23 protein-coding genes are annotated in these 21,282 nt (G+C 72.0%); 9 read left to right on the forward strand and 14 right to left on the reverse strand.

Features of this window, described 5'->3' with window-relative positions; genetic code table 11:
- Nucleotides 1-499: 499 nt before the first annotated feature.
- On the forward strand, nt 500-1,087 hold the full coding sequence (locus AB0J71_RS24550) for a TIGR03086 family metal-binding protein (protein ID WP_364416207.1): 588 nt from the start codon (nt 500-502) through the stop codon (nt 1,085-1,087).
- 213 nt (nt 1,088-1,300) lie between these two features.
- Here the strand turns inward: AB0J71_RS24550 and recQ are convergent, their stop codons facing one another.
- Nucleotides 1,301-3,148: a DNA helicase RecQ gene (gene recQ, locus AB0J71_RS24555; RefSeq protein WP_364416209.1), complete on the reverse strand. Its 1,848-nt coding sequence runs from the start codon at nt 3,146-3,148 to the stop codon at nt 1,301-1,303.
- 64 nt (nt 3,149-3,212) lie between these two features.
- Entirely contained in the window at nt 3,213-4,433 is a 1,221-nt protein-coding gene (locus AB0J71_RS24560) for an MFS transporter (protein WP_352320076.1), read from the reverse strand.
- A 75-nt stretch (nt 4,434-4,508) separates the two neighbouring features.
- Between AB0J71_RS24560 and AB0J71_RS24565 the strand changes: the two genes are divergently transcribed.
- From AB0J71_RS24565 to AB0J71_RS24575, 3 genes are all read left to right on the forward strand, one after another.
- Nucleotides 4,509-5,270 (forward strand): SDR family oxidoreductase, encoded by a 762-nt coding sequence (locus tag AB0J71_RS24565; protein WP_352320078.1) that lies wholly within the window; start codon nt 4,509-4,511, stop codon nt 5,268-5,270.
- A gap of 28 nt (nt 5,271-5,298) precedes the next feature.
- Complete coding sequence (locus AB0J71_RS24570) at nt 5,299-5,544, forward strand: type B 50S ribosomal protein L31 (RefSeq protein ID WP_352320080.1); 246 nt, start codon at nt 5,299-5,301, stop codon at nt 5,542-5,544.
- 154 nt (nt 5,545-5,698) lie between these two features.
- Nucleotides 5,699-5,938: a DUF3040 domain-containing protein gene (locus tag AB0J71_RS24575; RefSeq protein WP_357970963.1), complete on the forward strand. Its 240-nt coding sequence runs from the start codon at nt 5,699-5,701 to the stop codon at nt 5,936-5,938.
- A 59-nt stretch (nt 5,939-5,997) separates the two neighbouring features.
- Here AB0J71_RS24575 and AB0J71_RS24580 read toward each other — a convergent pair whose 3' ends face one another.
- The 4 genes from AB0J71_RS24580 to AB0J71_RS24595 form a co-directional block, all read right to left on the reverse strand.
- Complete coding sequence (locus tag AB0J71_RS24580) at nt 5,998-6,270, reverse strand: DUF6343 family protein (protein ID WP_364416211.1); 273 nt, start codon at nt 6,268-6,270, stop codon at nt 5,998-6,000.
- Between the two features lie 12 nt (nt 6,271-6,282).
- Entirely contained in the window at nt 6,283-6,984 is a 702-nt protein-coding gene (locus tag AB0J71_RS24585; protein WP_364416213.1) for a maleylpyruvate isomerase family mycothiol-dependent enzyme, read from the reverse strand.
- A gap of 17 nt (nt 6,985-7,001) precedes the next feature.
- On the reverse strand, nt 7,002-7,685 hold the full coding sequence (locus AB0J71_RS24590) for a DUF4344 domain-containing metallopeptidase (RefSeq protein WP_364416215.1): 684 nt from the start codon (nt 7,683-7,685) through the stop codon (nt 7,002-7,004).
- A gap of 170 nt (nt 7,686-7,855) precedes the next feature.
- Complete coding sequence (locus AB0J71_RS24595; RefSeq protein ID WP_352320088.1) at nt 7,856-8,596, reverse strand: hypothetical protein; 741 nt, start codon at nt 8,594-8,596, stop codon at nt 7,856-7,858.
- A 190-nt stretch (nt 8,597-8,786) separates the two neighbouring features.
- Here AB0J71_RS24595 and AB0J71_RS24600 point away from each other — a divergent pair, with 190 nt between their 5' ends.
- The 3 genes from AB0J71_RS24600 to AB0J71_RS24610 all read left to right on the forward strand — a co-directional run bounded on the left by AB0J71_RS24600 (nt 8,787) and on the right by AB0J71_RS24610 (nt 11,158).
- Complete coding sequence (locus tag AB0J71_RS24600) at nt 8,787-9,659, forward strand: PfkB family carbohydrate kinase (protein ID WP_352320090.1); 873 nt, start codon at nt 8,787-8,789, stop codon at nt 9,657-9,659.
- Between the two features lie 191 nt (nt 9,660-9,850).
- Nucleotides 9,851-10,840 carry a LacI family DNA-binding transcriptional regulator gene (locus tag AB0J71_RS24605; RefSeq protein WP_352320092.1) on the forward strand — a complete coding sequence of 330 codons (990 nt, stop codon included), beginning with the start codon at nt 9,851-9,853 and terminating at the stop codon, nt 10,838-10,840.
- A 57-nt stretch (nt 10,841-10,897) separates the two neighbouring features.
- A complete protein-coding gene (locus AB0J71_RS24610; RefSeq protein ID WP_364416217.1) occupies nt 10,898-11,158 on the forward strand; it encodes a hypothetical protein in 261 nt (86 codons plus the stop codon).
- Between the two features lie 4 nt (nt 11,159-11,162).
- Here the strand turns inward: AB0J71_RS24610 and AB0J71_RS24615 are convergent, their stop codons facing one another.
- Nucleotides 11,163-12,035, reverse strand: coding sequence for a LysR family transcriptional regulator (locus tag AB0J71_RS24615; RefSeq protein WP_364416219.1), 873 nt, complete (start codon nt 12,033-12,035; stop codon nt 11,163-11,165).
- Nucleotides 12,036-12,116: 81 nt separating this feature from the next.
- Between AB0J71_RS24615 and AB0J71_RS24620 the strand changes: the two genes are divergently transcribed.
- Entirely contained in the window at nt 12,117-12,878 is a 762-nt protein-coding gene (locus tag AB0J71_RS24620; RefSeq protein ID WP_352320098.1) for an SDR family oxidoreductase, read from the forward strand.
- A gap of 13 nt (nt 12,879-12,891) precedes the next feature.
- Here the strand turns inward: AB0J71_RS24620 and AB0J71_RS24625 are convergent, their stop codons facing one another.
- Genes AB0J71_RS24625 through AB0J71_RS24650 form a run of 6 tightly spaced genes read right to left on the reverse strand, consistent with a single transcriptional unit; the run spans nt 12,892 to nt 19,212 of the window.
- Nucleotides 12,892-13,782, reverse strand: coding sequence for a phosphotransferase (locus tag AB0J71_RS24625; RefSeq protein WP_364416221.1), 891 nt, complete (start codon nt 13,780-13,782; stop codon nt 12,892-12,894).
- Complete coding sequence (locus AB0J71_RS24630; protein ID WP_352320101.1) at nt 13,769-14,764, reverse strand: LacI family DNA-binding transcriptional regulator; 996 nt, start codon at nt 14,762-14,764, stop codon at nt 13,769-13,771. Before AB0J71_RS24630 ends, AB0J71_RS24625 begins: the two co-directional genes overlap by 14 nt.
- Nucleotides 14,765-14,796: 32 nt before the next feature.
- Nucleotides 14,797-16,167 carry a GH1 family beta-glucosidase gene (locus tag AB0J71_RS24635; protein WP_352320103.1) on the reverse strand — a complete coding sequence of 457 codons (1,371 nt, stop codon included), beginning with the start codon at nt 16,165-16,167 and terminating at the stop codon, nt 14,797-14,799.
- The gene (locus tag AB0J71_RS24640; RefSeq protein ID WP_352320105.1) at nt 16,164-16,967 is read right to left on the reverse strand and encodes a carbohydrate ABC transporter permease; all 804 of its coding nucleotides are present in this window, start codon (nt 16,965-16,967) and stop codon (nt 16,164-16,166) included. Before AB0J71_RS24640 ends, AB0J71_RS24635 begins: the two co-directional genes overlap by 4 nt.
- Entirely contained in the window at nt 16,964-17,923 is a 960-nt protein-coding gene (locus AB0J71_RS24645; protein ID WP_364416223.1) for a sugar ABC transporter permease, read from the reverse strand. The genes AB0J71_RS24640 and AB0J71_RS24645 overlap by 4 nt, the downstream gene beginning before the upstream one ends.
- Entirely contained in the window at nt 17,920-19,212 is a 1,293-nt protein-coding gene (locus AB0J71_RS24650; protein WP_364416225.1) for an extracellular solute-binding protein, read from the reverse strand. Before AB0J71_RS24650 ends, AB0J71_RS24645 begins: the two co-directional genes overlap by 4 nt.
- 163 nt (nt 19,213-19,375) lie before the next feature.
- On the opposite strand from AB0J71_RS24650, the gene AB0J71_RS24655 reads away from it, so the two are divergent.
- On the forward strand, nt 19,376-20,386 hold the full coding sequence (locus AB0J71_RS24655) for an alpha/beta hydrolase-fold protein (protein ID WP_364416227.1): 1,011 nt from the start codon (nt 19,376-19,378) through the stop codon (nt 20,384-20,386).
- Here AB0J71_RS24655 and AB0J71_RS24660 read toward each other — a convergent pair.
- The gene (locus AB0J71_RS24660; protein ID WP_352320112.1) at nt 20,370-21,266 is read right to left on the reverse strand and encodes a serine/threonine-protein kinase; all 897 of its coding nucleotides are present in this window, start codon (nt 21,264-21,266) and stop codon (nt 20,370-20,372) included. The two genes, AB0J71_RS24655 and AB0J71_RS24660, sit on opposite strands and share 17 nt — an antisense overlap.
- Nucleotides 21,267-21,282 lie beyond the last annotated feature (16 nt).

Below are 21,282 nucleotides of genomic sequence, written 5' to 3' on the forward strand. Positions count from 1 at the left end.
CCGCCCTCACCTCCGTACGAGGACCCGGCGCCGCCCTCACCTCCGTACGAGGACCCGGCGCCGCCCTCACCTCCGTACGAGGACCCGGCGCCGCCCTCACCTCCGTACGAGGACCCGGCGCCGCCACTTGCCCCCGTCGCCGTCCCGGAACCCCCGGCCGTCGCACACCCGGCCCCCGCCAGAAACGCCGCCACCGCAAACACCGCCATCTTCCTCATGCCCTCACCTACCCCCCACCCGCCCGAAAGGTTCCAACGGGGGAGCACCAGGCCCGACCAGCGGCACCCGCTCCTTGCCGATCCAGGACGATCTGGCCGCCGCACCAGAAGCCCGCACTCGCGCTCCTCCCGGCGCCCCCTTACGGCGTCATCGTGCCGCCGCCGGCGACCGCTGGAAGGCCCGGCCCATCCGCTCTGCCCGCCGGGCGTGAACGGCACTTCGTCGCCAGGGCCGATGATTTTCCGCTTCCCTCAAGGTCTGTATGTATCGAGGAGGCGACATGGACGAACGGGCACGGGCGTTGACGGCAGGGGTGGCGTTGCTGGAGCGGGCCATCCACTACACCTTGGGCAGCCTGCGCGTGGTGAGCCCACACGTCCTGTGCCGGCCCACCCCGTGCTCCCGCTGGAACCTCCAGGAGCTCCTGGACCACATGCAGGACTCCTTCGAGGCCCTGAACGAGGCCGCGCTCGGCCGCATCGCCACCGCCCGCAGGCCGGTGCCGGTCGGCGGGCCGGCGTCCGGGAACCCGGCGCTGCTGCTCAGGGACGGCGCGACGGAGGTGCTCGGCACGTGGACGGGAACGATCCGGGCCGGGATGATCGCGGTGGGGAACGTGCCCATGACGACGCCGATGGTGGCCGCGGCGGGCGCCATCGAGATCACCGTGCACGGCTGGGACATCGCGCGGGCCTGCGGCGAACGCCGCCCGATCCCGCACGCCCTCGCCGAAGAGCTGCTGGACCTGGCCCAGCTCTTCGTCACCGACGAGGACCGCCCGTTCCGGTTCGCCGCCCGGCTGCGGCCGCCCCCGCTGGGCACCGCCCAGGACCACCTTCTCGCCTACCTCGGCCGCGACCCGAACTGACGGCATGACCGGCCCCCCACCCGGCGGCGGCACCCCGTACGATCAAAGAGGGACACCGGGGCCCGGATCCGTCCGGCCGGTCGCGGGCCACGCGCCTCGACCAGGTCGGCCAGCGTGATGGCGACGACCGTTCTTCGTGCGGCCGTCGCCATCACCCCGAACCGTGGCCCGCCCAACGCCAAGCGGAGCCGGACGGGGCTGACCGGGACGGCGTCAGGCGTCTTCTGTGCCCGCCGCCCCAACCACTTCCAGGACCTGCTCTCCGTATTTGGCGAGTTTGTTCTCCCCGACCCCGTTGACCCTGCTCAGCTCCGCCAGCGAGGACGGCGACGACGTGGCGATCTCCCGCAGCGTGGCGTCGTGGAAGATGACGTACGCGGGCACGCCCTGCTCCTTGGCGACCGCGCCCCGCCAGGCCCGCAGCCGCTCGAACAGCGGCACCGCCTCGGCGGGCAGCTCGGCGGCCGGCTGGCCCTTCGCCCCGGACGACCCGGACGACCCGGACGACGACCTGGACGCCCGGGACGCCGGACGGGCCGTGTCGCGGCGCAACGGCACCTCCCGCTGCCCGCGCAGCACGTCGGCGCTGGCGTCGGTGAGCACCAGCGTGCCGTGGTCGGACTCCACCGCGAGCAGGCCCTGCGCCAGCAGTTGCCGGACCACGCCGTGCCACTCGGCGTTGCCCAGGTCGGTGCCCACGCCGAAGACGGACAGCGAGTCGTGGCCGTGCTGGAGCACCTTGGCCGTCTTCTTGCCGAGCAGGATGTCGACCACCTGCCCGACGCCGAACTTCTGGCCGCGCTCCCGCTTCAGCCGCAGCACGGTGGACAGCACCTTCTGGGCGGCGATCGTGCCGTCCCAGGACTCGGGCGGGCTCTGGCAGGTGTCGCAGTTGCCGCAGGGTTCGGCGCCCTTCTGCCCGAAGTAGTCGAGCAGCATGACCCGGCGGCAGCCGGCGGTCTCGCACAGCGCCAGCATGGCGTCGAGGTGGAGGACCTGGCGGCGGCGGTGGGCCTCGTCGCCCTCCAGGGCCATGCGCCGGTGCTGGACGACGTCTTGCAGGCCGTAGGCCATCCAGGCGGTCGCGGGCAGGCCGTCGCGTCCGGCGCGGCCGGTCTCCTGGTAGTAGCCCTCGACCGACTTGGGCAGGTCGAGGTGGGCGACGAAACGCACGTCGGGCTTGTCGATGCCCATGCCGAACGCGATGGTGGCCACCACGATCAGCCCGTCCTCCCGCAGGAAGCGGGACTGGTGGGCGGCGCGGGTGCGGGCGTCGAGGCCCGCGTGGTAGGGCACCGCGGCGATGCCGTGGTCGGTCAGGAACGCGGCGATCTTCTCCACCGACGAGCGCGACAGGCAGTAGACGATGCCGGAGTCGCCCGGGTGCTCGGTGCGCAGGAAGTCGAGGAGCTGCCGCTTGGGGTCGCTCTTGGACGTGATGCGGTATTGGATGTTGGGCCGGTCGAAGCCGGCCACGAAATGGCGGGCCTGGTCGAGGCCGAGCCGGGTGGAGATCTCGGCGTGGGTGGCCGGGGTGGCGGTGGCGGTCAGCGCGATGCGCGGCACCTGCGGCCAGCGCTCGCGCAGCTCCGACAGGGCGAGGTAGTCGGGGCGGAAGTCGTGGCCCCACTGCGCCACGCAGTGGGCCTCGTCGATGGCGAACAACGAGATCTCGCCCTTGGCCAGCAGCCGCATCGTGGCCTCGACGCGCAGCCGCTCGGGGGCGAGGTAGAGCAGGTCGAGCTCGCCGGCCAGGAACTCCGCCTCCACGAGCTGACGCTCGTCGAAGTCCTGGGTGGAGTTGAGGAAACCGGCCCGCACGCCGAGCGCGCGCAGCGCGTCGACCTGGTCCTGCATGAGCGCGATCAGCGGCGAGACGACGACCCCCACCCCGGGGCGCACGAGCGCGGGGATCTGGTAGCACAGCGACTTGCCGCCGCCGGTGGGCATGAGCACCAGCGCGTCGCCGCCGCCGACGACGTGGTCGATGATCTCCTGCTGACCCGCCCTGAACGAGTCGTAACCGAAGACGCGGTGGAGAGCCTCGGTGGGGGTATCCATGCGGCTACCTTACGTGGTCGTCGGCCGACGTTCCGTCAGTTCCGCCGACGGCGGACCGCGGGTCTCAGGTCGGCTCGGCTGGCAACGCGGCCTGTCGCTCCGGCGCCCGCCCGTACCGATCGTAGGCCACCAGCGAGAGCGCTCCGAGCACGCAGGCCGCCGCCACCGAGGCCATCACCGCCGGGTATCCGGCGACCTGCGCCACCGCCGCCGACAGCAGCGGGGCCACGGCCTTGGACACCGTGACGGGCAGGGCGAGCGCGCCACTCAGCGTCGCGTACGCGGCCGTGCCGTACCGGTCGGCCAGCAGGGCGGGACGGGCGATCGTGGCCACCCCGAACCCCAGCCCGAACAGCACCACCCCGGCCACCGCCCCGGCCGCGCTGTCGCCCGCCAGCGGCAGCAGCAGCGCGGCCACCCCCTGGACGGCGAACATCGCCGCCGTGACCAGCGCCACCGGCCACCTGCTCTGCAGCCCCGTCGTGACCAGCCGCCCGGTCACCGACAACACGCCGAGCAGCCCGGCCACGCTCGCCGCGAACAGCGGCGGATGCCCGAGCGCGATCAGGTACGTCACCAGCAGCACCCCCATGACCGCCACCGCGCCCGTCTGGGCCAGGAAGGCGGCCACCAGCAGCCAGAACGGCCGTTCGCGCAGCGCGGAGCCGACGATCGCGCGACGCCGGGCCGGCGGCGCGGACGTCCCCCGCCCCCGCACGGCCAGCGCGTGCAGCGGCACGGCCGTCAGCGTGTACCCGGCGGCCAGGACGACCAGCGCCTGCCGCCAGCCGTACCGGTCCACGAGGAACCCCGTCAGCGGCAGGAAGATGCTGGAGGCGAACCCGGCCACCACCGTCACGGCGAGCAGCGCGCGCGCCCGCCGGGCCGGGTCGAAACCGGCGACGATCACCGCGAAGGCGGCCTCGTAGAGCACCATGGCCGAGGCGATCCCGAGCGCCGCGCACGCCAGGTAGAGCTGCGTCACGGTGCGCACCTGCGACCAGGCGAGCACCGCGAGCCCGCCCAGCAGCGACCCGGCCGTCATCAGCGCGCGCCCGCCGTGCCGGTCGAGCAGGCGTCCGACGAAGGGCGCGACCAGCGCGGACACCAGCACCGACACCGTGATCGCGCCGGTGAGCTGGGCGACCCCGGTCCGCAGGTCGCGGGCCATCGGCGGGATGAACACCGAGAACGCGTAGTAGAGCACGCCGTAGCCGGCCGTCTGCGTGATCGCGAGCGCCCCGACCACGCGGGCCGGCGACCTCGGACCGGATACGGCGATCACGTCCTGGTTCGTTCCCGTTCACCAGCCGGAAATACGGTGAGAAGGGTCACTCCGGGAGCGAGTAGCGTCGGACGCATGAGTCTTTCCTACGTGGTGACCGGCGGCGGGCGTGGCATCGGGAAGGCCGTGGTCCAGCGGCTCCTGGGGGAGAAGGACACCGTCGTCGTCATCGACCGCGACGGCGGCTCGCTGTCCTGGACGGGCCCGCGCGTCATCCCCGTGGTGGGCGACGCGGCCGACGAGGAACTGGTCTCCTGGGCCGCCGACCGGGCCGAGGAGGCCGGCACGCTGGCGGGCTGGGTCAACAACGCGGCGATCTTCCGGGACGCCTCCGTGCACGACGCCCCGATCGCCGAGGTCAGGCAGCTGATCGCGGCCAACCTGGACCTGGCGCTGGTGGGCTGCGCGGTCGCCGTCCGCCGCTTCCTCGCGGCGGGCACGCCGGGCGCGATCGTCAACGTCACCTCCCACCAGGCCACGCGGGCGGTTCCCGGCAGCCTGCCCTATGCCACCGCGAAGGCCGCGACCGAGGGCCTGACCAGGTCGCTGGCCGTCGAGTACGGCCGGTACGGCATCAGGGTCAACGCCGTCGCGCCCGGCTCGGTGGCCACCGAGCGTTACGAGGACTTCCTGGCCTCCAGGACCGCGGACGAGGTGGTGGACGTCGAGCGCGAGATGGCCAGGGTGCACCCCCTCGGCCGGGTCGCCTTCCCCGGCGAGGTGGCCGCGGTCGTGGCGCACCTGCTCTCGCCGGACGCCTCGTTCGTCAACGGGGCGACGATCCCCGTGGACGGCGGCCGGACCGTGCTCGGGATGGACCCGGAAGCGAGGGAATGAAAACCATTGCCACCGGGTTGAGAGGGGCATGAAGAAGAACCTGCACCCCTCGTACCGTCCAGTCGTCTTCCGCGACCCGAGCGCCGGCTTCGCCATCCTCACCCGCTCGACCCTGACGAGCAGCAGGACCGTCGAGTGGGAGGACGGCAGGACCTACCCGGTCGTGGACGTCGACGTGTCGTCGGCCAGCCACCCGTTCTACACCGGCCGCAGCCGCGTCCTCGACACCGAGGGCCGCGTCGAGCGCTTCAACCAGCGTTACGGCAAGAAATGACAGCCAAGGCTTGACCCGCCCCCGTCCGTTCCGCGCCCTCCGGCCGGAACGGCCGGGGGTTTCGGCATGTCACGCCAAGGAGGCGCCGGGCGGGCATGCCGGGGCTACCGGTGGGTACAAGGCTTTCACCGGCGTGGGAGCAATGGTGATCGCGATGGGTCTCTCTGGAAGGGAACGCCGCATCCTCGCTGAGATCGAGCAGGGGCTCGAACGGGACGACCCCGAACTGGCCCGGCGCGTGGCGGCGATCAACAGGATCGAGTCCGACGGCATCGACTACCCGCAGGCCTACGGTGACCGGCTGCGAGTGTGGGCGCTGACCCATGTCTGGATCATCTTCGGGGTGGCCGCCGCGGTGATCCTGCTGCTCCTGCTGGCCGTGCTCACCACGTGACCCGCCGTGCTCACGACCTGACCCACGTGCTCACCACCTGACCGGCCGTGCCCGCCTTCTCACCGGCCGTGCTCACTACCTGACCCGCCGCCCGACGGCCCGGCGCGCCGGCGTCTGAGCACCGCCAGGTCCACGGCGGCCACCACGGCCACCGCGGCGGCCAGGGCGGCCTCCCAGACCCACACCTGCTCACCCGTGGCCATCGCGCGGATCACGAAGAAGACCGCCGCGGCCGCGGCGACCACCAGGGCGATCCATGACAGGACCCGCCTGGCGCGCAGCGGGCTGCGCGCCGTCACCGGCTCGGTGCCCGCACGGTTACGCAGCCACATCCCGCTCTCCTCTCAGGCCAGGCACCGCAGCGCGGCGGCGACCCGCGGGTCGAGCCCGTCGGTCGGCAGCCGCCCCACGGTGGCCTCCACGAACTCCGGGTACGACAACGACGCGCTGCCCTGGTCGACGCTCACCCAGATCTGCTCGGCCGTCTGCTCCACCTGAGCCCTCGACTCCTGCTCGGCCAGCACGAACCGCCCGACGGCGACCCGCCAGAACGTCCGGTCGTCGATCTCCTCCTGCGCCACCGGCGCGCCGACGTCGTCGGCGTGGGTGGCGTACTCGGAGTCGTAGTGGAAGGTCTGCAACCCCACCGGGTACGGGCCCGCCGCCGTGTCGATCAGCGCGTCGGGGCCGAGGGCGCGCATACGCTCGCGCGTCTCGCCGTTCTTGGTGCGCCACTCCTGGAGCACCTCCTCGACGGGCACGTCGCGGCGTTGCCGTACGGTCCACTCGTTGAAGTCGTTGAACCCGGTCACCCCCTCGGCGGCCACCCGGGTCAGCAGCTCCTGCACGGTGCCGTCGAGACAGGCGTGGTTGTACGCCTCCTCGCCCGCCAGATGGGCCAGCACGTCGCGCACCGACCACCCGGCGCAGCGGGACGGACGCGCCCAGCCCGCCTCGTCGAGCCCGTCGAAGAACCGGTCGAGCCGGGCCGCCTCGGTGTCGAAGATGTCGAACGGGTCGAAGTCCCTGAGCAGCTCCTCAGCCATACATCCGGACGTACCCCTCAGGCCCCGACTTTCACGGCCAGTGACCCCAGTTCCGCCCTGGCCCGCTCGTACTCGGCGCGGCACGACGGGACGCGCTGGGCCGGCACCCAGCCGCCCTTGGCGATGCGGGCGTACTTGACGGGGTCGGCGCCGTACAGGAGGCAGGCGAACGTGGCGGCGGCGGCCGTTCCCGACAGGTGGTCGGCGTGGGTGTGGGCGGCCAGCAGGTGGCGGGCCTCGGCGGCGGCCACCACGTGGCCGCCGTCGCGCGCGGCGAGCGTCAGCGCGGCGAACCGGTCGGCCCGCGGCTCGCCGGCGGGCAGGCCGTTGAGCGCGGCCAGGGCGTGGCCGAGCTGGTGGTGGTAGAGGGCGGCCAGCGCGCCGTCCACGCGGGCGGCGGTGGTGCGCCGGTCGGCCTCCTCCGTCTCGGAGATGCCGGTGAGCGTGCGGTCGATCTTGGCCACCAGCGAGTAGCAGATGGTGATCCGCCGCCGGTCGCCGTTCCAGGTGGCGCGGGGGGCGTCGCAGCCGCGGGCGACGACCTGGACGCCGCCGAGCCGGGTGCGCAGCACGCCGCTGTCCTTCAGGAGCTTCCTCGCGTGCTGCTCCCGGGCCGTGCCGGCGGGTTCGTAACGGACCGAAGGGGCCGCCCCCAACGTGCTCGTCAGGCTCAGGACGAGGGCGATCAGGGGGTGGGGCATGTGGGGGCTCCTGTCGGATCGACGCCGGGGACCGCGAGGCGGCGGGCCGCCTCTTTTGCAAATGGGTCAGTCCATGCGGCGATCCGCTGATCGATAAACCTCTCCGGCAAAAGAATCCGGAAATGCCAGAGGCCCGGCTCCCCGCAGGGGAACCGGGCCTCGGCGATCAATCAGTGGTGGTGCCAGGAGCGGTAGACCTTGACGTAGTCGCGACGGCTCTCGGAGCTGTTGAGCTCGTCGTCACCCTCGAAGACGGCCTTGAACGTGCCGCTCTTCCAGGCGCGGGTCTTGGTGGCGAACTTGCCGCCCCAGGACGTCTTGGCCGAGGCGACCCACTTCCAGCCGCTGGAGCCGTCGGCGCGGTAGTAGACGCTGACCTTCTCGCCGCGCAGGCCCTCCCAGCCTTCGTCATCGACCTGAAGGCGACCGGAGAAGTAGATCGAGCGGCCCTGACGGACCTTGTAGGGGTCGGCCGTGAAGCGCGTGATGCGGGTGTCGGCCTTGCCCTTCTGGATCTCGACGGCGAAGAACGCCGAGTCGGTGGCGACCTGCTTGTTGTCCTTGTCGAAGGCCACGGCGGTGGCCTTCCACTTGCCGGCGAAGTCGCCCTCGGTGAACGGGACGGCGAAGCGCCAGCCCTCGAGGTCCTTGACGTCCTTGGCACGGAAGGTGCGGACGTCGCCCTCCGGAGCCACGCTCAGCGTGACCTTCTTGACGTCGGAGCTGGCGCCGATGTCGAAGTACGCGGTGGTCTCGCTGCCGGCCTTCACCACGACCGGGTTGGGGGTGATGTCACGGATCTTGAGTTCGGTGGCGTGCTTGGTCGCGGTGGCGGAGGCGGCGCCCGCGCCGGAAACCAACATGGCCCCGCCGACGAAGGCGGTGATGATTCCTACTGCGATCTTTCTCATGAGGGTGCTGATTCCTCTCCCCGTATCGACTCGAAGCCGGCACCGGGGCGCGCCGGCTTCCTCTACTACTTTGAGGCACGAGTTGGGGAAAAGGTTCGCTAAAGATACAGAAAATATTTGATCACGGTCCCAACCAGGACTTATGCGAAAAAATCAATCCGCGCAGTCGTGACCAACTACAGTCTGGCTCATGACGGACGTCTACGCGCTCGGCGAGCCGCTCGGGGTGGTCTCCAGCGGCCGGGTGCGGCACGAGAACGAGGCCAGACTGGACGTCTGCGGCCCCGAGTTCACCCTGGTGATCGCTCTGTCCAGGCTGGGCCACCGATGCGCGTACGCCGCCCGGGTGGGGGACGACGAGCTGGGCGCCAGGGCGCTGACCGTGCTCAAGGGCGAGGGCGTGGACGTCGAGGACGTGCGGGTGGTCGAAGGGGCGCGTACCGGGATGGTGCTCAGGGAGGTGCGCGTCGGCCGCGAGCCGGTGACCGCCCAGTACCGCACCCGCTCGGCCGGGTCCCGGCTGTCGCCCGGCAACGTGCCGATGGACCGGGTGGGCGCCGCCAAGATGCTGCACGTGACGGGCGTCACGGCGGCCCTGGGCAGGGACGCGCTCGACGCCGTGCACGCCGCCATGGGCGCGGCGCGGACGGCCGGGGTGATGATCTCCTTCGCCGTCGACTACGTGCCCGAGCTGTGGCCCTCGGTCCGGGAGGCCGAGGAGGTGCTCGGCGAGCTGGCCTGCCGGTCCCACCTGCTCTTCCTCGCCCAGGACGAGCTGGACCTGGTCAAGCCAGCCCTCACCCCCGAGCGCGAGGTGGTGGTCGACCGGGGCGCCAAGGGCGCCAGCGTGCGCGCCGACCGCATGCGTTACGACGTGGCCGTCCCGCAGGTGCCCGTGGTGGACATGGCGGGCGCGGGGGAGGCGTTCGCGGCCGGTTACATCAGCGCCGCGCTCGACGGCCTGACGCCGCAGGAACGGCTGCACCGCGGCGCGCTGCTGAGCGCGGCGGCGATGACGAGTGTGAGCGACTGGCAAGGCTTGCCGTCCAGGGCGGAGTTGTGACGCAGGATTTCGCAACCGCTTGACGTGATTGCGCAAACATTTGACTGGTCATTGTCGTGCGGCACTCCGCATTTCCCCCGTCCGCTGCGCCGAAATTGCCGGGAAGGCCGCTCTGGGCGGGAGTGGGAAGGGGTGGCGAGGGTTACGTAAGTGATCGCAAGCGCTTACGCGGGAGGCCGTATAGTTTGCGCATGACGCGACGACTCGCAGAGGTGGCGAAGAAGGTCGGGGTGAGCGAGGCGACGGTCAGCCGCGTGCTCAACGGCAAGCCGGGTGTGTCCGACGCCACCCGCGAGGCCGTCCTGACCGCGCTCGACGTGCTCGGCTACGAACGTCCCACCCAGTTGCGCGGCGACCGGGCCCGCCTGGTCGGCCTGGTGCTCCCCGAGCTGCAGAACCCGATCTTCCCCGCCTTCGCCGAGGTCGTCGGCGGCGCGCTGGCCCAGCAGGGATTCACCTCGGTGCTCTGCACCCGCACGGTCGGCGGCGTCTCCGAGGCAGACTACGTCGATCTGCTGCTCCAGCAGCAGGTCAGCGGCGTGGTCTTCGCCGGCGGCCTCTACGCGCAGGCCGACGCCTCGCACGACCACTACGAGCTGCTGCACGAGCGCAAGCTGCCGACCGTCCTGGTCAACGCGGCCGTCGAGCGGCTGGACTTCCCGCAGGTCTCCTGCGACGACGTGGTGGCCGCCGAGATGGCCCTGTCCCACCTGCGCGCGCTCGGCCACGAACGCGTCGGCATGGTGCTCGGCCCGAAGGACCACATGCCCTCCCGGCGCAAGCTGGAGACGTTCCAGGCCCGCGGCGGCGACCCGCGGCTGGTCGAGCACACGATGTTCTCCCTGGAAGGCGGGCACGCGGCCGCGTCCAGGCTGGTCAAGCAGGGCGTGACCGGCGTGATCTGCGCCAGCGACCTGCTCGCGCTCGGCACGGTCCGGGCGGCCAGGCGGGCCGGCCTCGACGTCCCGGGGGACGTCTCGGTCATCGGCTTCGACGACTCGGCGCTGATGAACTGCACCGAGCCGCCGCTGACCACGGTCCGCCAGCCGATCGACGCGATGGGCCGGGCCGCCGTCGACCTGCTGGTGGCCCAGATCGACAAGGCCGTGGTGCCCGCCGACGAACTGCTGTTCGAGCCGGAGCTGGTGGTCAGGGCCTCGACGGCGCGGGCCCGCGGCTGACCGGAGCCGCCGTGCACCTCCTTGGTCACGGCCTCGACTTCCCGTACATTCGGGCGAATGTGGATCGAGCGGGCCAGGGAGCTCTACGAACGCGGGATCTACGCAGGGGACGACGCCGCGCTCGCCGCGTCCGACCGTGAACGGGACGCGGTCGAGGCCGCGTCCAACCAGGTCGGGCTGATTCATATCGCGGTCGCCCAGGGGCGGCACGACGAGGCGCTGGCGCTCGCCGACGAGGCCCGCGCCCTGGCGAAGTCGTGCGGCGCCGACCGCGTGGCCGCCCACGTCGAGGGGGCCCGCGCCACCATTCCGACCTGACCCGTCACGCGCACAGGCAGCGGACGAACTCCCGCACCAGCGCGCGCACCGACGGCCTGCGGTCGTCGCGCCGCCAGACGATGGCCAGCCTGCTCGGCGGCAGGCCGCTCACCGGCCGCGCCACCACGTCGTCGCGCCGGTAGAGCTCGGCGTTCCCGGCTGAGACCAGCGCGACGGCCCGCCCGGACGCCACCACCTCGAACGCCTCCTCCGCCGTCTCCGCCTCCGCCCCGACCAGCGCCGGGCCGGTGCGCCGGTCGGCGGCCAGCCAGAAGTCCCGCATCGGCCCCGCCGTGCGCGGCAGCGCGACGAACGGCTCGCCGGCCAGCTCGGCCAGCCCGACCTCCGCCCGCCCGGCCAGCCGGTGCCCGGCGGGCAGCGCCACCCACCGCTCCTCGGTGCTCACCACCGTCCAGTCGTAGACGCCGTCGCCGGGGACGGGCAGCCAGGCGACCGCGACGTCCACCTGCCCGTCGCCCAGCCCCACGGTCGGGTCGGCCCAGGTGATCTGGCGGAAGCGCAGCTCCCACCCCGGCAGCGCCTCCACGATGGACGGCACCAGCCCCCGCCCGATCCGCGTCTGGAACCCCACGGTCAGCGTGCGCTCCTCGCGCGCCGAGGCCACCGCGCGCCGCGCGTCCTCCCACTGCTCGATGATCTGCCGGGCCAGCGGCAGCAGCGCGGCCCCGGCGGCGGTCAGCGCGACGGTCCGCCGGTCGCGGTCGAACAGCCTGGCCCGCAGGGACAGCTCAAGCTGCCTGATCTGCCTGCTCAGCGAGGGCTGGGAGATGAACAGCCGCTCGGTGGCCGCCCGCGTGAAGCTCAACTCCTCCGCGACCGCCACGAAATACCGCAGATCCCGGATATGGGCATCCATAGCAAGAAGCTATAACAGCCGGTCTTGGACGCCCGCGGCGTCCCCGCCGCACGATGGAGCTCCACCGATGAAGGAGCACCATTGAGTGAGTTCGCAGGCAGGACCGCGCTGGTCACGGGGGCCTCGCGCGGCATCGGACGGGCCGTGGCGCGACGCCTGGCCGCCGGCGGCGCCCGGGTGATCGTCCATTACGCCACCAACGACGACCTGGCCAAGGAGACGGTCGCCGAGATCGAGCACGCCGGCGGCCAGGCGTACGCCGTCAAGGCCGCCTTCGAGGACGGCGTGGACGCCCTGTTCGACGGACTGCGCGACGACCGGCTGGACATCGTGGTGAACAACGCCGCCATCCTGGGCGGAGTGCTGAACTCGGTCACGCCCGAGCAGTTCGACCGGGTGTTCGCGGTGAACGTGCGGGCGCCGTACTTCGTGATCGAACGGGCGCTGCCGCTGCTGAACGACGGCGGCCGGATCATCAACGTGTCCTCGGCGGTCGTGCGCATCGCGCTGCCCGACGTCGTGTACTCGATGACCAAGGGCGCGCTGGACACGCTCGGCTTCACCCTCGCCCCGCTGCTCGGCCCGCGCGGCATCACCGTGAACACCGTCTCCCCGGGCGTCACCGAGACCGACATGAACGCCTGGCTGCGCGAGGACCACGACGGCGTCGCCGAGCGGCGCGTCACCGAGGTCACCGCGCTCGGCCGCATCGGCCGTCCCGAGGACATCGCCGACGCCGTGGCGCTGCTGGCCCGGCCGGACGCCCGGTGGATCACCGGCCACGTGCTCGACGCCACCGGCGGCTACTTCCTCGGCCCGGCGCAGGGCGTCGTACCGGTCTGAGAACGGGCCGGGGTCAGCGGCCGGCGGGGTCGCGCAGCCATTCGTCGAGGACGGCGCGGGCGGCGGCCCGCTCCTCGGGGAAGCGCCGCGCCCTGACCAGCCTCCACAGGACGGCCTGCAGCGCCCGCGCCTCCGCGAACACCGCCAGGGCCGGGTCGCCGGGATCGGCGCCGTAGGCGCGCACGGCCGCGCGGCCGTCGAGCCGCACGGTCCCGAGCAGGCAGGCCAGGTCCCAGCCCACAGGCCCGTACGTGGTCTCCTCGAAGTCGTTCCACAGCAGGCCGGCGGGCGTGACCAGCACGTTGCCCGGATGGGCGTCGCCGTGCACGGCCTGCCCGCCCTCCGGCAGCCGGGCCGCCAGCCCGGCGCGGGCCTCGGCGAGCCGGGCCGACACCGCCGGCTCCAGGTCGGCGGCGAGCACCCGGAGCAGGTGACCGGGCTCGTCGAGGACCGGCCCGAGGCGCGGCAGCGCGCCCGGATACCCGCGCAGCGCCTCGTGCAGCTCGCGCAGCGCCCGCCCGAACACCTCGGGCGTCACCGGCCGCGACCCGTCGTGCTCGACGTGCCGCCAGTACGACACCAGCGCCCCGCCGCGCTCGTGCACCCGCGCGGGCAGCAGGTCGCTCGGCGGCACGACCGGCGCACCCCGCTCGTGCAGGAACGACACGACCGCCAGCTCCCGCCGCATCGCCTCCTCGGGCCGGAGCCGGGCCAGGGCGGTGACCGTGGGCACCCGCGCCACGACCGGCGCCGGCCGCAGGTGGACGCGCAGGTTGTAGGAGTCCTTCAGCACGACGGGCTCGCGCACCGTGAGGCCGTGCTCCTCGGCCACCGCGACGGCGGCGGCCACGGCCTCGCCGACGGAGATCACCCGGGCGGCTGCGGCGGGCTCAGGCCGACTCACGGACCACCAGCTCGGTCGGCAGGATCACCGGCTCCCGCGAGCCGCCCTCGAACAGGCCGAGCAGCAGCCGGACCATGGCCGCCGCCTGCTCGGCGATGGGATGGCGCAGCGTGGTCAGCGGCGGCTCGGTGTACTTGGCCGCCTCGATGTCGTCGAACCCCACCACCGCGACGTCGTCGGGCACCCGCCGCCCGGCCTGGCGCAGCGCTTGAAGCGCGCCGACCGCCATCAGGTCGTTGCCCACGAACACGGCGTCGAGCGCGGGGTCGTCGCCGAGGAGCTGGCGCATCGCGATCGCGCCCGACTCCCGGGTGAAGTCGCCCACGGCCACGATCGAGCGGCGGTCGGAGTCGCGCAGCACGTTGCGGTAGCCGGTCAGGCGGTCCTGCCCGGCGATCATGTCCTGCGGGCCGGCGATGGTGGCGATCCTGCGCCGTCCGGACTCGACCAGGTGCCGGACGCCCGCCTCGGCCCCGCCCACGTTGTCGTTGTCGACGAACGGGATGTCGACCGGCACGGCCGGCCGCCCGTAGGAGACCACGGGCACGCGCAGGCGCGACAGCGCGGCCGGCAGCGGGTCGGCGCCGTGCATGGAGATCAGCATGACGCCGTCGACGTGGCCGCCCGAGATGTACCGCTCCACCCGGGCGTGGCTCTTGGGCGAGGAGGCCAGCATCAGCACGACCTGCTTGTTGACCGCCTCCAGCTCGTAGCTGGCCGACCTGATCGCCGTGGAGAACATCGGGTCCTCGGAGAAGACCCGGGTGCCCGGCTCGCTGACGACCAGGGCGATCGAGTCGGTGCGCTGGGTGACCAGGCTGCGCGCCGCCGAGTTGGGGATGTAGCCCAGCTCGTCGATGGCGCGCTGCACGGCGTCGCGGATGTGCGGCGCGACGGTCGTCTGGTTGTTGACGACCCTGGAGGCGGTCGCGCGGGAGACGCCCGCGCGGGCGGCGACCGCCTCCAGCGTCGGGCGTCTCATGACTGCACCAAGAGGGAGAGCACGGAAAAAATCTACAGGCCGTTCCTGCCGATCACGTCGCGGTACCACAGGGCGCTGTCCTTGGGCACCCGGGTCTGCGTCGCGTAGTCCACGTGCACGATGCCGAACCTGCGCCGGTAGCCCTCGGCCCACTCGAAGTTGTCCAGCAACGACCACACGAGGTATCCGCGCAGGTCGGCGCCCGCCTCGACGGCCCGGTGCAGCTCGCGCAGATGCCCGTCCAGGTACGCCACGCGCTCGTCGTCGTGCACCCTGCCGTCCTCGACCAGGTCGTCGAAGGCCGCGCCGTTCTCGGTGACCATGAGCCCGACCTGCGGATAGTCCTTCGAGAGCCGGACGAGCAGCCGGGACAGGCCGTCGGGCACGATCGGCCAGCCCATCGCGGTGACCGGCGCGTCCGCCGTGGTGAAGCGCACGCCGTCGGAGCCGGGCCAGGCGGCGTCGGCGGGCAGCCCCGGGCCCGACTCGACCACGCACGGGTTGTAGTAGTTGACGCCGACCAGGTCGATCGGCACGTTGATCAGCTCCAGGTCGCCGTCGTGCACGTGCGCGGTCCCGCCGTTGCGGGCCGCCGCCGCGAGGACCTCCTCCGGGTACCTGCCGTGCACCGCCGGGTCGAGGAACTGCCTGGTCAGCAGGGCGTGGACACGTTCGGCGGCGGCCGCGTCCGCCTCGCCGGCGACCGCCGTGGGGTCGTTGACCTGGGCCGGGGTGAGCACCGGCGCGGAGTTGACCACGAGCATGATGCTGCGCGCCCCCGCCGCCCGCAGCCGGCTCGCCGCCAGGCCGTGGCCGAGCAGCAGGTGGTGGGCCGCGCGCATGGCCTGGCCCGGGTCGCGGCGGCCGGGCGCGTGCACGCCGTTGCCGTAGCCGAGGAAGGCCGACACCCAGGGCTCGTTGAGCGTCGTCCAGTGGGTCACCCGGTCGCCGAGCCGGTCGTGCACGGCCTGGGCGTAGTCGGCGAAACGGTAGGCCGTGTCGCGGTTCGTCCAGCCGCCGTGGTCTTCGAGGGCTTGGGGAAGGTCCCAGTGATAAAGCGTGACATAGGGCGAAATTTCGGCGGCTAGTAGTTCATCTACGAGCTTGTCGTAGAAGGCGAGGCCGCGCGGGTTGACCGGCCCGGCTCCCTCCGGCTGCACGCGCGGCCACGCCACCGAGAACCGGTAGGCCCGCAGCCGCAGCTCGCGCATCAGCGCGACGTCGTCCTTGTACCGGTGGTAGTGGTCGCAGGCCACGTCGCCGGTGTCGCCGCCGGCGACCTTCCCGGGAGTGTGGGAGAAGGTGTCCCAGATCGACCGGCCGCGCCCGTCCTCCTTGACCGCCCCCTCGATCTGGTAGGAGGCCGTGGCGGCTCCCCAGACGAATTCCTCGGGAAACTTCATCCCTTAACAGCTCCTTGCATGATTCCACCGATGATTTGCCTGCCGAACAGCACGAAGACCGCCACGAGCGGCAGGACGCCGACCGCCGTGCCCGCCAGGCCCAGCACGTAGTCGTTGACGTAACCGCTGGCAAGCGTGGACAGCGCCACCTGGACGGTCGGGTTGTCCGGGTTCAGCACGACCAGCGGCCAGAAGTAGTCGTTCCACGCCGACATGAACGTCAGCATGCCGAGCACGGCCGCCGCCGGCCGCGCGGCGGGCAGCACGACGTGCCAGAACAGGCCCCACGTCGTGCACCCGTCCACCCGCCCGGCCTCCAGCAGCTCGTCCGGCAGCGCCCGGGTCAGGTACTGGGTCATGAAGAACACCCCGAACGCGTTGACCAGCGCCGGCACGATCAGCGCGTAGTCCGTGCCGGTCCACTCCAGTTTCACCATGAGCAGGTAGAGCGGGATGATGCCGAGCTGGGCCGGGACCATCATGGTGGCCACGGTGATCACCAGCATGGCGTTCCTGCCCCGGAACCTCAGCTTGGCGAAGGCGAACCCGGCCAGCGTCGAGAAGAACATCACCGCGACCGCGATCGAGCCCGCCACGATGACCGAGTTCAGCAGCGCCAGCCCGAACGGCACGGTGTCGAACACGCGGGCGACGTTGGCGAGGAGGTTCCCGCCGGGCAGCAGCGGCGGCGGGACCTCGGCCAGCGCCGAGTTGTGCCGCGAGGCCACCACGACGCTGTAGTAGAGCGGGAAGGCGGAGAAGAAGGCGACCGCGATGAGGGTCAGGTAGCGCAGTCTCATGTCGTGCCGCCCTTCACCCGGCGGCTGATCAGGAAGTTGATCCCGGCGGCGGCCACCACGACCAGGAACATCAGCCAGGACGCCGCCGAGGCGTACCCGAAGTCGAACTTGGTGAAGCCCTGCTCGTAGACGAACAGCGCGAGCGTCTGGTACTGGCGGTCCGGGCCGCCGCTGGCCGCGCCGCCGCCCGCGCCGCTGCTCTGGCCGAACAGCAGGGGCTCGGCGATGATCTGCATCGCGCCGATCGTGGAGACGATGACGACGAAGATGATCGTCGGCCGGATCATCGGGATGGTGATGCGGCGCAGCTGGGTGAAGCTGCTCGCGCCGTCGAGGGTGGCGGCCTCGTACAGCTCGCGCGGCACGGCCTGCATGGCGGCCAGGAAGATGAGCGCGTTGTAGCCGGTCCAGCGCCACATGATCATCACGGAGAGCGCGATGTGCGAGGTGGCGGTGCCGGCCGCCCAGTCGATCTTCCCGATGCCGACCCACGACAGCACCCAGTTGATCAGCCCGAAGTCGCGGCCGAAGAGCTGGCTGAAGATCACCACCACGGCCACCACGCTGGTGACGTTGGGCAGCAGCATCGAGATGCGCAGCAGCGTCTGGAAGCGCAGCCGCCGGTTCAGCAGGTGGGCCAGCCAGACGGCCAGCAGGAGCTGCGGCACGGTGGACAGCACGCCGATGGACAGCGTGTTGAAGGTGGCGTTCCAGAAGTAGCCGTCGGCCAGCAGCGTCTGGAAGTTCTTCGCGCCGACGAACGTGTGCTCCTCCGACAGCAGGGTCCAGTCGTGCAGGCTCACCCAGGCCGTGTAGACCAGCGGGAACAGCCCGAAGGCGCAGAACAGCAGGAAGAAGGGGGCGACGTAGGCGTACGGCGACACCCTCACGTCGAGGGTGTGCCGCACGCCACGCCGCCGGTGCCGGGCCGGCGCCGACAGCGGGAGCGTACTCATTTGATCTTCTGGACGTCCTGGAGGACCTGCGCCCACGCCTCGTCGGGCGTCTGCTTGCCCTGCTCGACCCGGCCGAGCCCGTTGCCGATCGCCACCCGGACGTCGGCCTCCTTGGGGCCGAGGTGCTGCGGCTTGAGCGCCTTGGCGGCGTCGGAGTAGATCTTGCCGATGGGGGCGTCGCCGAAGAACGGCTTGGTGAAGTTCTGGATCGAGGGGTCGTCGTACAGCGCCGGGATCGACGGGAACGTGCCCTCCTCCTTGAACACCTTGGCCTGGTTCTCCTTGGAGGTCAGGAAGTCGATCAGCTCGGCCGCCTCCTTCGGGTGCTTGCTCTGCTTGGGCACCATCAGATGCGAGCCGCCGCTGTTGCCCGAACCGCCCGGCACGGTCGCGATGTCCCACTTGCCGGAGGCGTCCTTGGCCTGCTCCTGGATGAACCCGGTCATCCAGGCGGGGCAGATGATCGTGGCGAACGAGCCCTTGGCGAAGCCGGTGTTCCACGGCGGGGTGAAGGCGGCCAGCTTGGCGGTCAGGCCCTCCTGGGTGAGCTGGTTGGACAGGTCCCACGCCTTCTTCACGTCGGGGTTGCTGTCCACGATGATCTTGTCCTGGGCGTCGTACAGGCCGACCGGAGCCTGGTTGACCATGGCGCGGAAGATCTCGCCGGGGGAGTCGACGAACTTGGCGCCGGCGACGTTCGCGGCGCCGAACTTCTTGCCGGTCTCGATGTACTGCTCCCAGGTGGGCCAGAGAGCGCTCACCGCGGCCCGGTCGCTCGGCAGCCCGGCCTTCTTGAACAGGTCCTTGCGGTAGCACATCGCCAGGCCGCCGACGTCGGTGCCGAGGCCGAGGAGTTGCTGTCCGTCCTTGCTGAGGCCCTGCTGCCACTTCCAGTCGAGGTAGTCGCCCTGGCGTTTGTCCAGCCCGTACTGCTTGAGGTCGACGAACTTGCCGGGCTGGGAGGTGAAGGTGCTGATGTAGCCCACCTCGACGGCCTCGACGTCACCCGCGCCGGCGTTCGTGGCCAGGCGCTTGACCAGGTTGTTGTGGTGGTCGTTGAACTGGGTGACGGCCTCGGTGATCTCGATGTTCGGGTGGGTCTTGTTGTACTCCTCGTAGAGCGGCTTGAAGCCGAAGTCGCCGAAGAGGCCGATGGACAGCTTGATCTTCTCGCCGGGCTTGGCGCTCGCCTCGGTGGTGGGGCCTGCGCCGCCACCGCAGGCCGTCGCCAGCGCGAGCAGGGACGCGGCGAGCACGGGCAGGGCGAGCCGCCGGACACGAGGGGTCATGGAAACCCTCCTGGGGGGAGAACGGGGGATGTGAGAGAGCGCTCTCTCGCCAGATTCGCGGCCGTCCCGCCGCCCTGTCAACGGGGTCCGCATAACGATCGGCGTTACCGAGAGAGCGCGTTCAGGGGCCGGGCCGGGAGCGGGTGGGGTAGGGTGCTGCAACGTGTCCGACCGGACTGAGGAGCGGCCCGCCGTGACGAGCGACCTTCCGCCCGAGACCCTGCAGGTTCCGCGCCCCGGTGCGCCCGGCCGGAGCGGCACACCCGTCACGCCCGTCGTCGCCCGGCTCGACGACGAGCACGACGCTGTCACGTTCCTGTGGCACGGTCCCGCCCGTGAGGTGCGCGTCCTGGCCGGCAGGCTGCGTCCCGACGGCATCGACGCCCTGCTGGAGCGCGCGCCGGGCCTCTGGAGCCGCACGTTCCGCGTGCGGCGCGGCTGGCGCGCCTCCTACCACCTCCAGGTGGACGGCGCACCGGTCGCCGACCCGCTCAACCCCCGCCTGTGGCGGGGCTTCTCGATCGCCGAGACGACCCCGTCGTCACCGTGGCTGGTCCCCGGCCGGCGCCGCCACCGGCTCGTCCGCGAGCCCCCCGGGTTCCGGTACGAGCCCGCGCTCCCGCCGGTCGGCTCGCTGGTGGCGCTCGACGGCGAGGAGTGGACCGAGGACCTGCCCGTCATCCTCGACAACCTCATCGCCGCCGGCCGCATCCCGCCGGTCCGGGCCTGGCTGGTCGAGTCGGGCCCCGAGCGCACGGCCCGGCTCACCTGCGACCCCGGGTTCGTGGACGCCCTGCCCCACGACGGCTTCACCGTGATCGCCGGCCAGAGTCTCGGCGGGCTCACCGCCGTCTACGCCGCCCACCGGCATCCCGGCAGGTTCGCGGCGGCGGTGTCGCAGTCGGGCTCGTTCTGGTGGCCGGACGGCCCCGAGCCCGAATGGCTGACGGGCGAGCTGGCCAGGGGCCCGGCGCCGCGCGTGCACCTCCAGCTCGGCAGCCTGGAGGACGACGACATGCACGGCCCGACCGAGCGGCTGCGGGCCGTGCTCGGCGCGGCGGCGGACTACCGGGAGTTCGAGGGCGGCCACGACCGCTACTGCTGGCGCGACCGCCTGGGGGACGCCCTGATCGCCGCCTTCGCCGCGCTCCCGGGCGCTACGACCGGCGGCTGAGCACGCGGCCCACCATGCGGGCGTACATGCGGCCGGGGCTCGGCGCCTCGGTCAGGAAGCCGGGCAGCATCGGCAGCTCGACGGCGAAGGGGGCCAGCCGCTCGTACAGCTCGTCGGCGTCGGCCGGCCGGTTCTCCGGCTGCTTCTCCAGCAGCTCGGCCAGGAGCGCGCCCAGCTCGTCGGGAAGCCCGGGGATGGCCGGCGGACGCTCCTTGACCTGCTGCTCGAACACCACGTAGTCGGTCGGCCCGGTGAAGAGCTGGTGCCCGGTCAGCATCTCGTGCAGGACGCAGCCGAGCGAGTACAGGTCGCTGCGCGGCTCGGCCACGCCGTGCTGGATCTGCTCGGGGGCCATGTACGCCGGCGTGCCGAGGATCTGGCCGATGCGGGTGAACGTGGTGACGTCGGCGTCCCGCAGCAGCGCGAGCCCGAAGTCGAGCACCTTGACGCTGCCGTCGGGGCAGAGCATGAGGTTGGTCGGCTTGAGGTCGCGGTGGCAGATCGCCAGGGCGTGGGCCGCCGACAGCACCGCGCACGCCTGGGCCGCGATGGCCGCCGCCCACGGCACCGGCAGCGGGCCGTGCTCGCTGACCACGTCGGCCACGGTGACGCCCTCGATGAACTGCATCACCTGGTAGAGCCGCTGCTCGTGGGTGCCGAAGTCGTAGAGCACGGGCGCGCCCGGATGTTCCAGCCTGGCCAGGATGCGCGCCTCGCGGATGAACCGGCGTTCCAGCTCGTGGTCGGGGCCGCTCGGCAGTCTGAGCAGCTTCACCGCCACCCTGCGGTCGAGGTGGCGGTCGTGGCCCGCGTAGACCGCGCCCATCCCGCCCTGCCCGAGGGGGAGGTCGTCGAGCTCATAGCGGTCGCCGATGACCATTCGCCCCTCCACGCAG

This window comes from Nonomuraea sp. NPDC049637, assembly GCF_040675235.1.
Classification (GTDB): Bacteria; Actinomycetota; Actinomycetes; order Streptosporangiales; family Streptosporangiaceae; genus Nonomuraea.

What these genes read in the sequence shown, in the direction of transcription:
- AB0J71_RS24600 (WP_352320090.1), top strand. Translation starts at nt 8,787, where the DNA reads ATGACGGACGTCTACGCGCTCGGCGAGCCGCTCGGGGTGGTCTCCAGC.
- AB0J71_RS24630 (WP_352320101.1), bottom strand. Translation starts at nt 14,764, where the DNA reads ATGAGACGCCCGACGCTGGAGGCGGTCGCCGCCCGCGCGGGCGTCTCC.
- AB0J71_RS24640 (WP_352320105.1), bottom strand. Translation starts at nt 16,967, where the DNA reads ATGAGACTGCGCTACCTGACCCTCATCGCGGTCGCCTTCTTCTCCGCC.
- AB0J71_RS24590 (WP_364416215.1), bottom strand. Translation starts at nt 7,685, where the DNA reads ATGCCCCACCCCCTGATCGCCCTCGTCCTGAGCCTGACGAGCACGTTG.
- AB0J71_RS24580 (WP_364416211.1), bottom strand. Translation starts at nt 6,270, where the DNA reads ATGTGGCTGCGTAACCGTGCGGGCACCGAGCCGGTGACGGCGCGCAGC.
- AB0J71_RS24605 (WP_352320092.1), top strand. Translation starts at nt 9,851, where the DNA reads ATGACGCGACGACTCGCAGAGGTGGCGAAGAAGGTCGGGGTGAGCGAG.
- recQ (WP_364416209.1), bottom strand. Translation starts at nt 3,148, where the DNA reads ATGGATACCCCCACCGAGGCTCTCCACCGCGTCTTCGGTTACGACTCG.
- AB0J71_RS24585 (WP_364416213.1), bottom strand. Translation starts at nt 6,984, where the DNA reads ATGGCTGAGGAGCTGCTCAGGGACTTCGACCCGTTCGACATCTTCGAC.
- AB0J71_RS24570 (WP_352320080.1), top strand. Translation starts at nt 5,299, where the DNA reads ATGAAGAAGAACCTGCACCCCTCGTACCGTCCAGTCGTCTTCCGCGAC.
- AB0J71_RS24565 (WP_352320078.1), top strand. Translation starts at nt 4,509, where the DNA reads ATGAGTCTTTCCTACGTGGTGACCGGCGGCGGGCGTGGCATCGGGAAG.
- AB0J71_RS24645 (WP_364416223.1), bottom strand. Translation starts at nt 17,923, where the DNA reads ATGAGTACGCTCCCGCTGTCGGCGCCGGCCCGGCACCGGCGGCGTGGC.
- AB0J71_RS24660 (WP_352320112.1), bottom strand. Translation starts at nt 21,266, where the DNA reads ATGGTCATCGGCGACCGCTATGAGCTCGACGACCTCCCCCTCGGGCAG.
- AB0J71_RS24595 (WP_352320088.1), bottom strand. Translation starts at nt 8,596, where the DNA reads ATGAGAAAGATCGCAGTAGGAATCATCACCGCCTTCGTCGGCGGGGCC.
- AB0J71_RS24650 (WP_364416225.1), bottom strand. Translation starts at nt 19,212, where the DNA reads ATGACCCCTCGTGTCCGGCGGCTCGCCCTGCCCGTGCTCGCCGCGTCC.
- AB0J71_RS24635 (WP_352320103.1), bottom strand. Translation starts at nt 16,167, where the DNA reads ATGAAGTTTCCCGAGGAATTCGTCTGGGGAGCCGCCACGGCCTCCTAC.
- AB0J71_RS24575 (WP_357970963.1), top strand. Translation starts at nt 5,699, where the DNA reads ATGGGTCTCTCTGGAAGGGAACGCCGCATCCTCGCTGAGATCGAGCAG.
- AB0J71_RS24610 (WP_364416217.1), top strand. Translation starts at nt 10,898, where the DNA reads ATGTGGATCGAGCGGGCCAGGGAGCTCTACGAACGCGGGATCTACGCA.
- AB0J71_RS24550 (WP_364416207.1), top strand. Translation starts at nt 500, where the DNA reads ATGGACGAACGGGCACGGGCGTTGACGGCAGGGGTGGCGTTGCTGGAG.
- AB0J71_RS24615 (WP_364416219.1), bottom strand. Translation starts at nt 12,035, where the DNA reads ATGGATGCCCATATCCGGGATCTGCGGTATTTCGTGGCGGTCGCGGAG.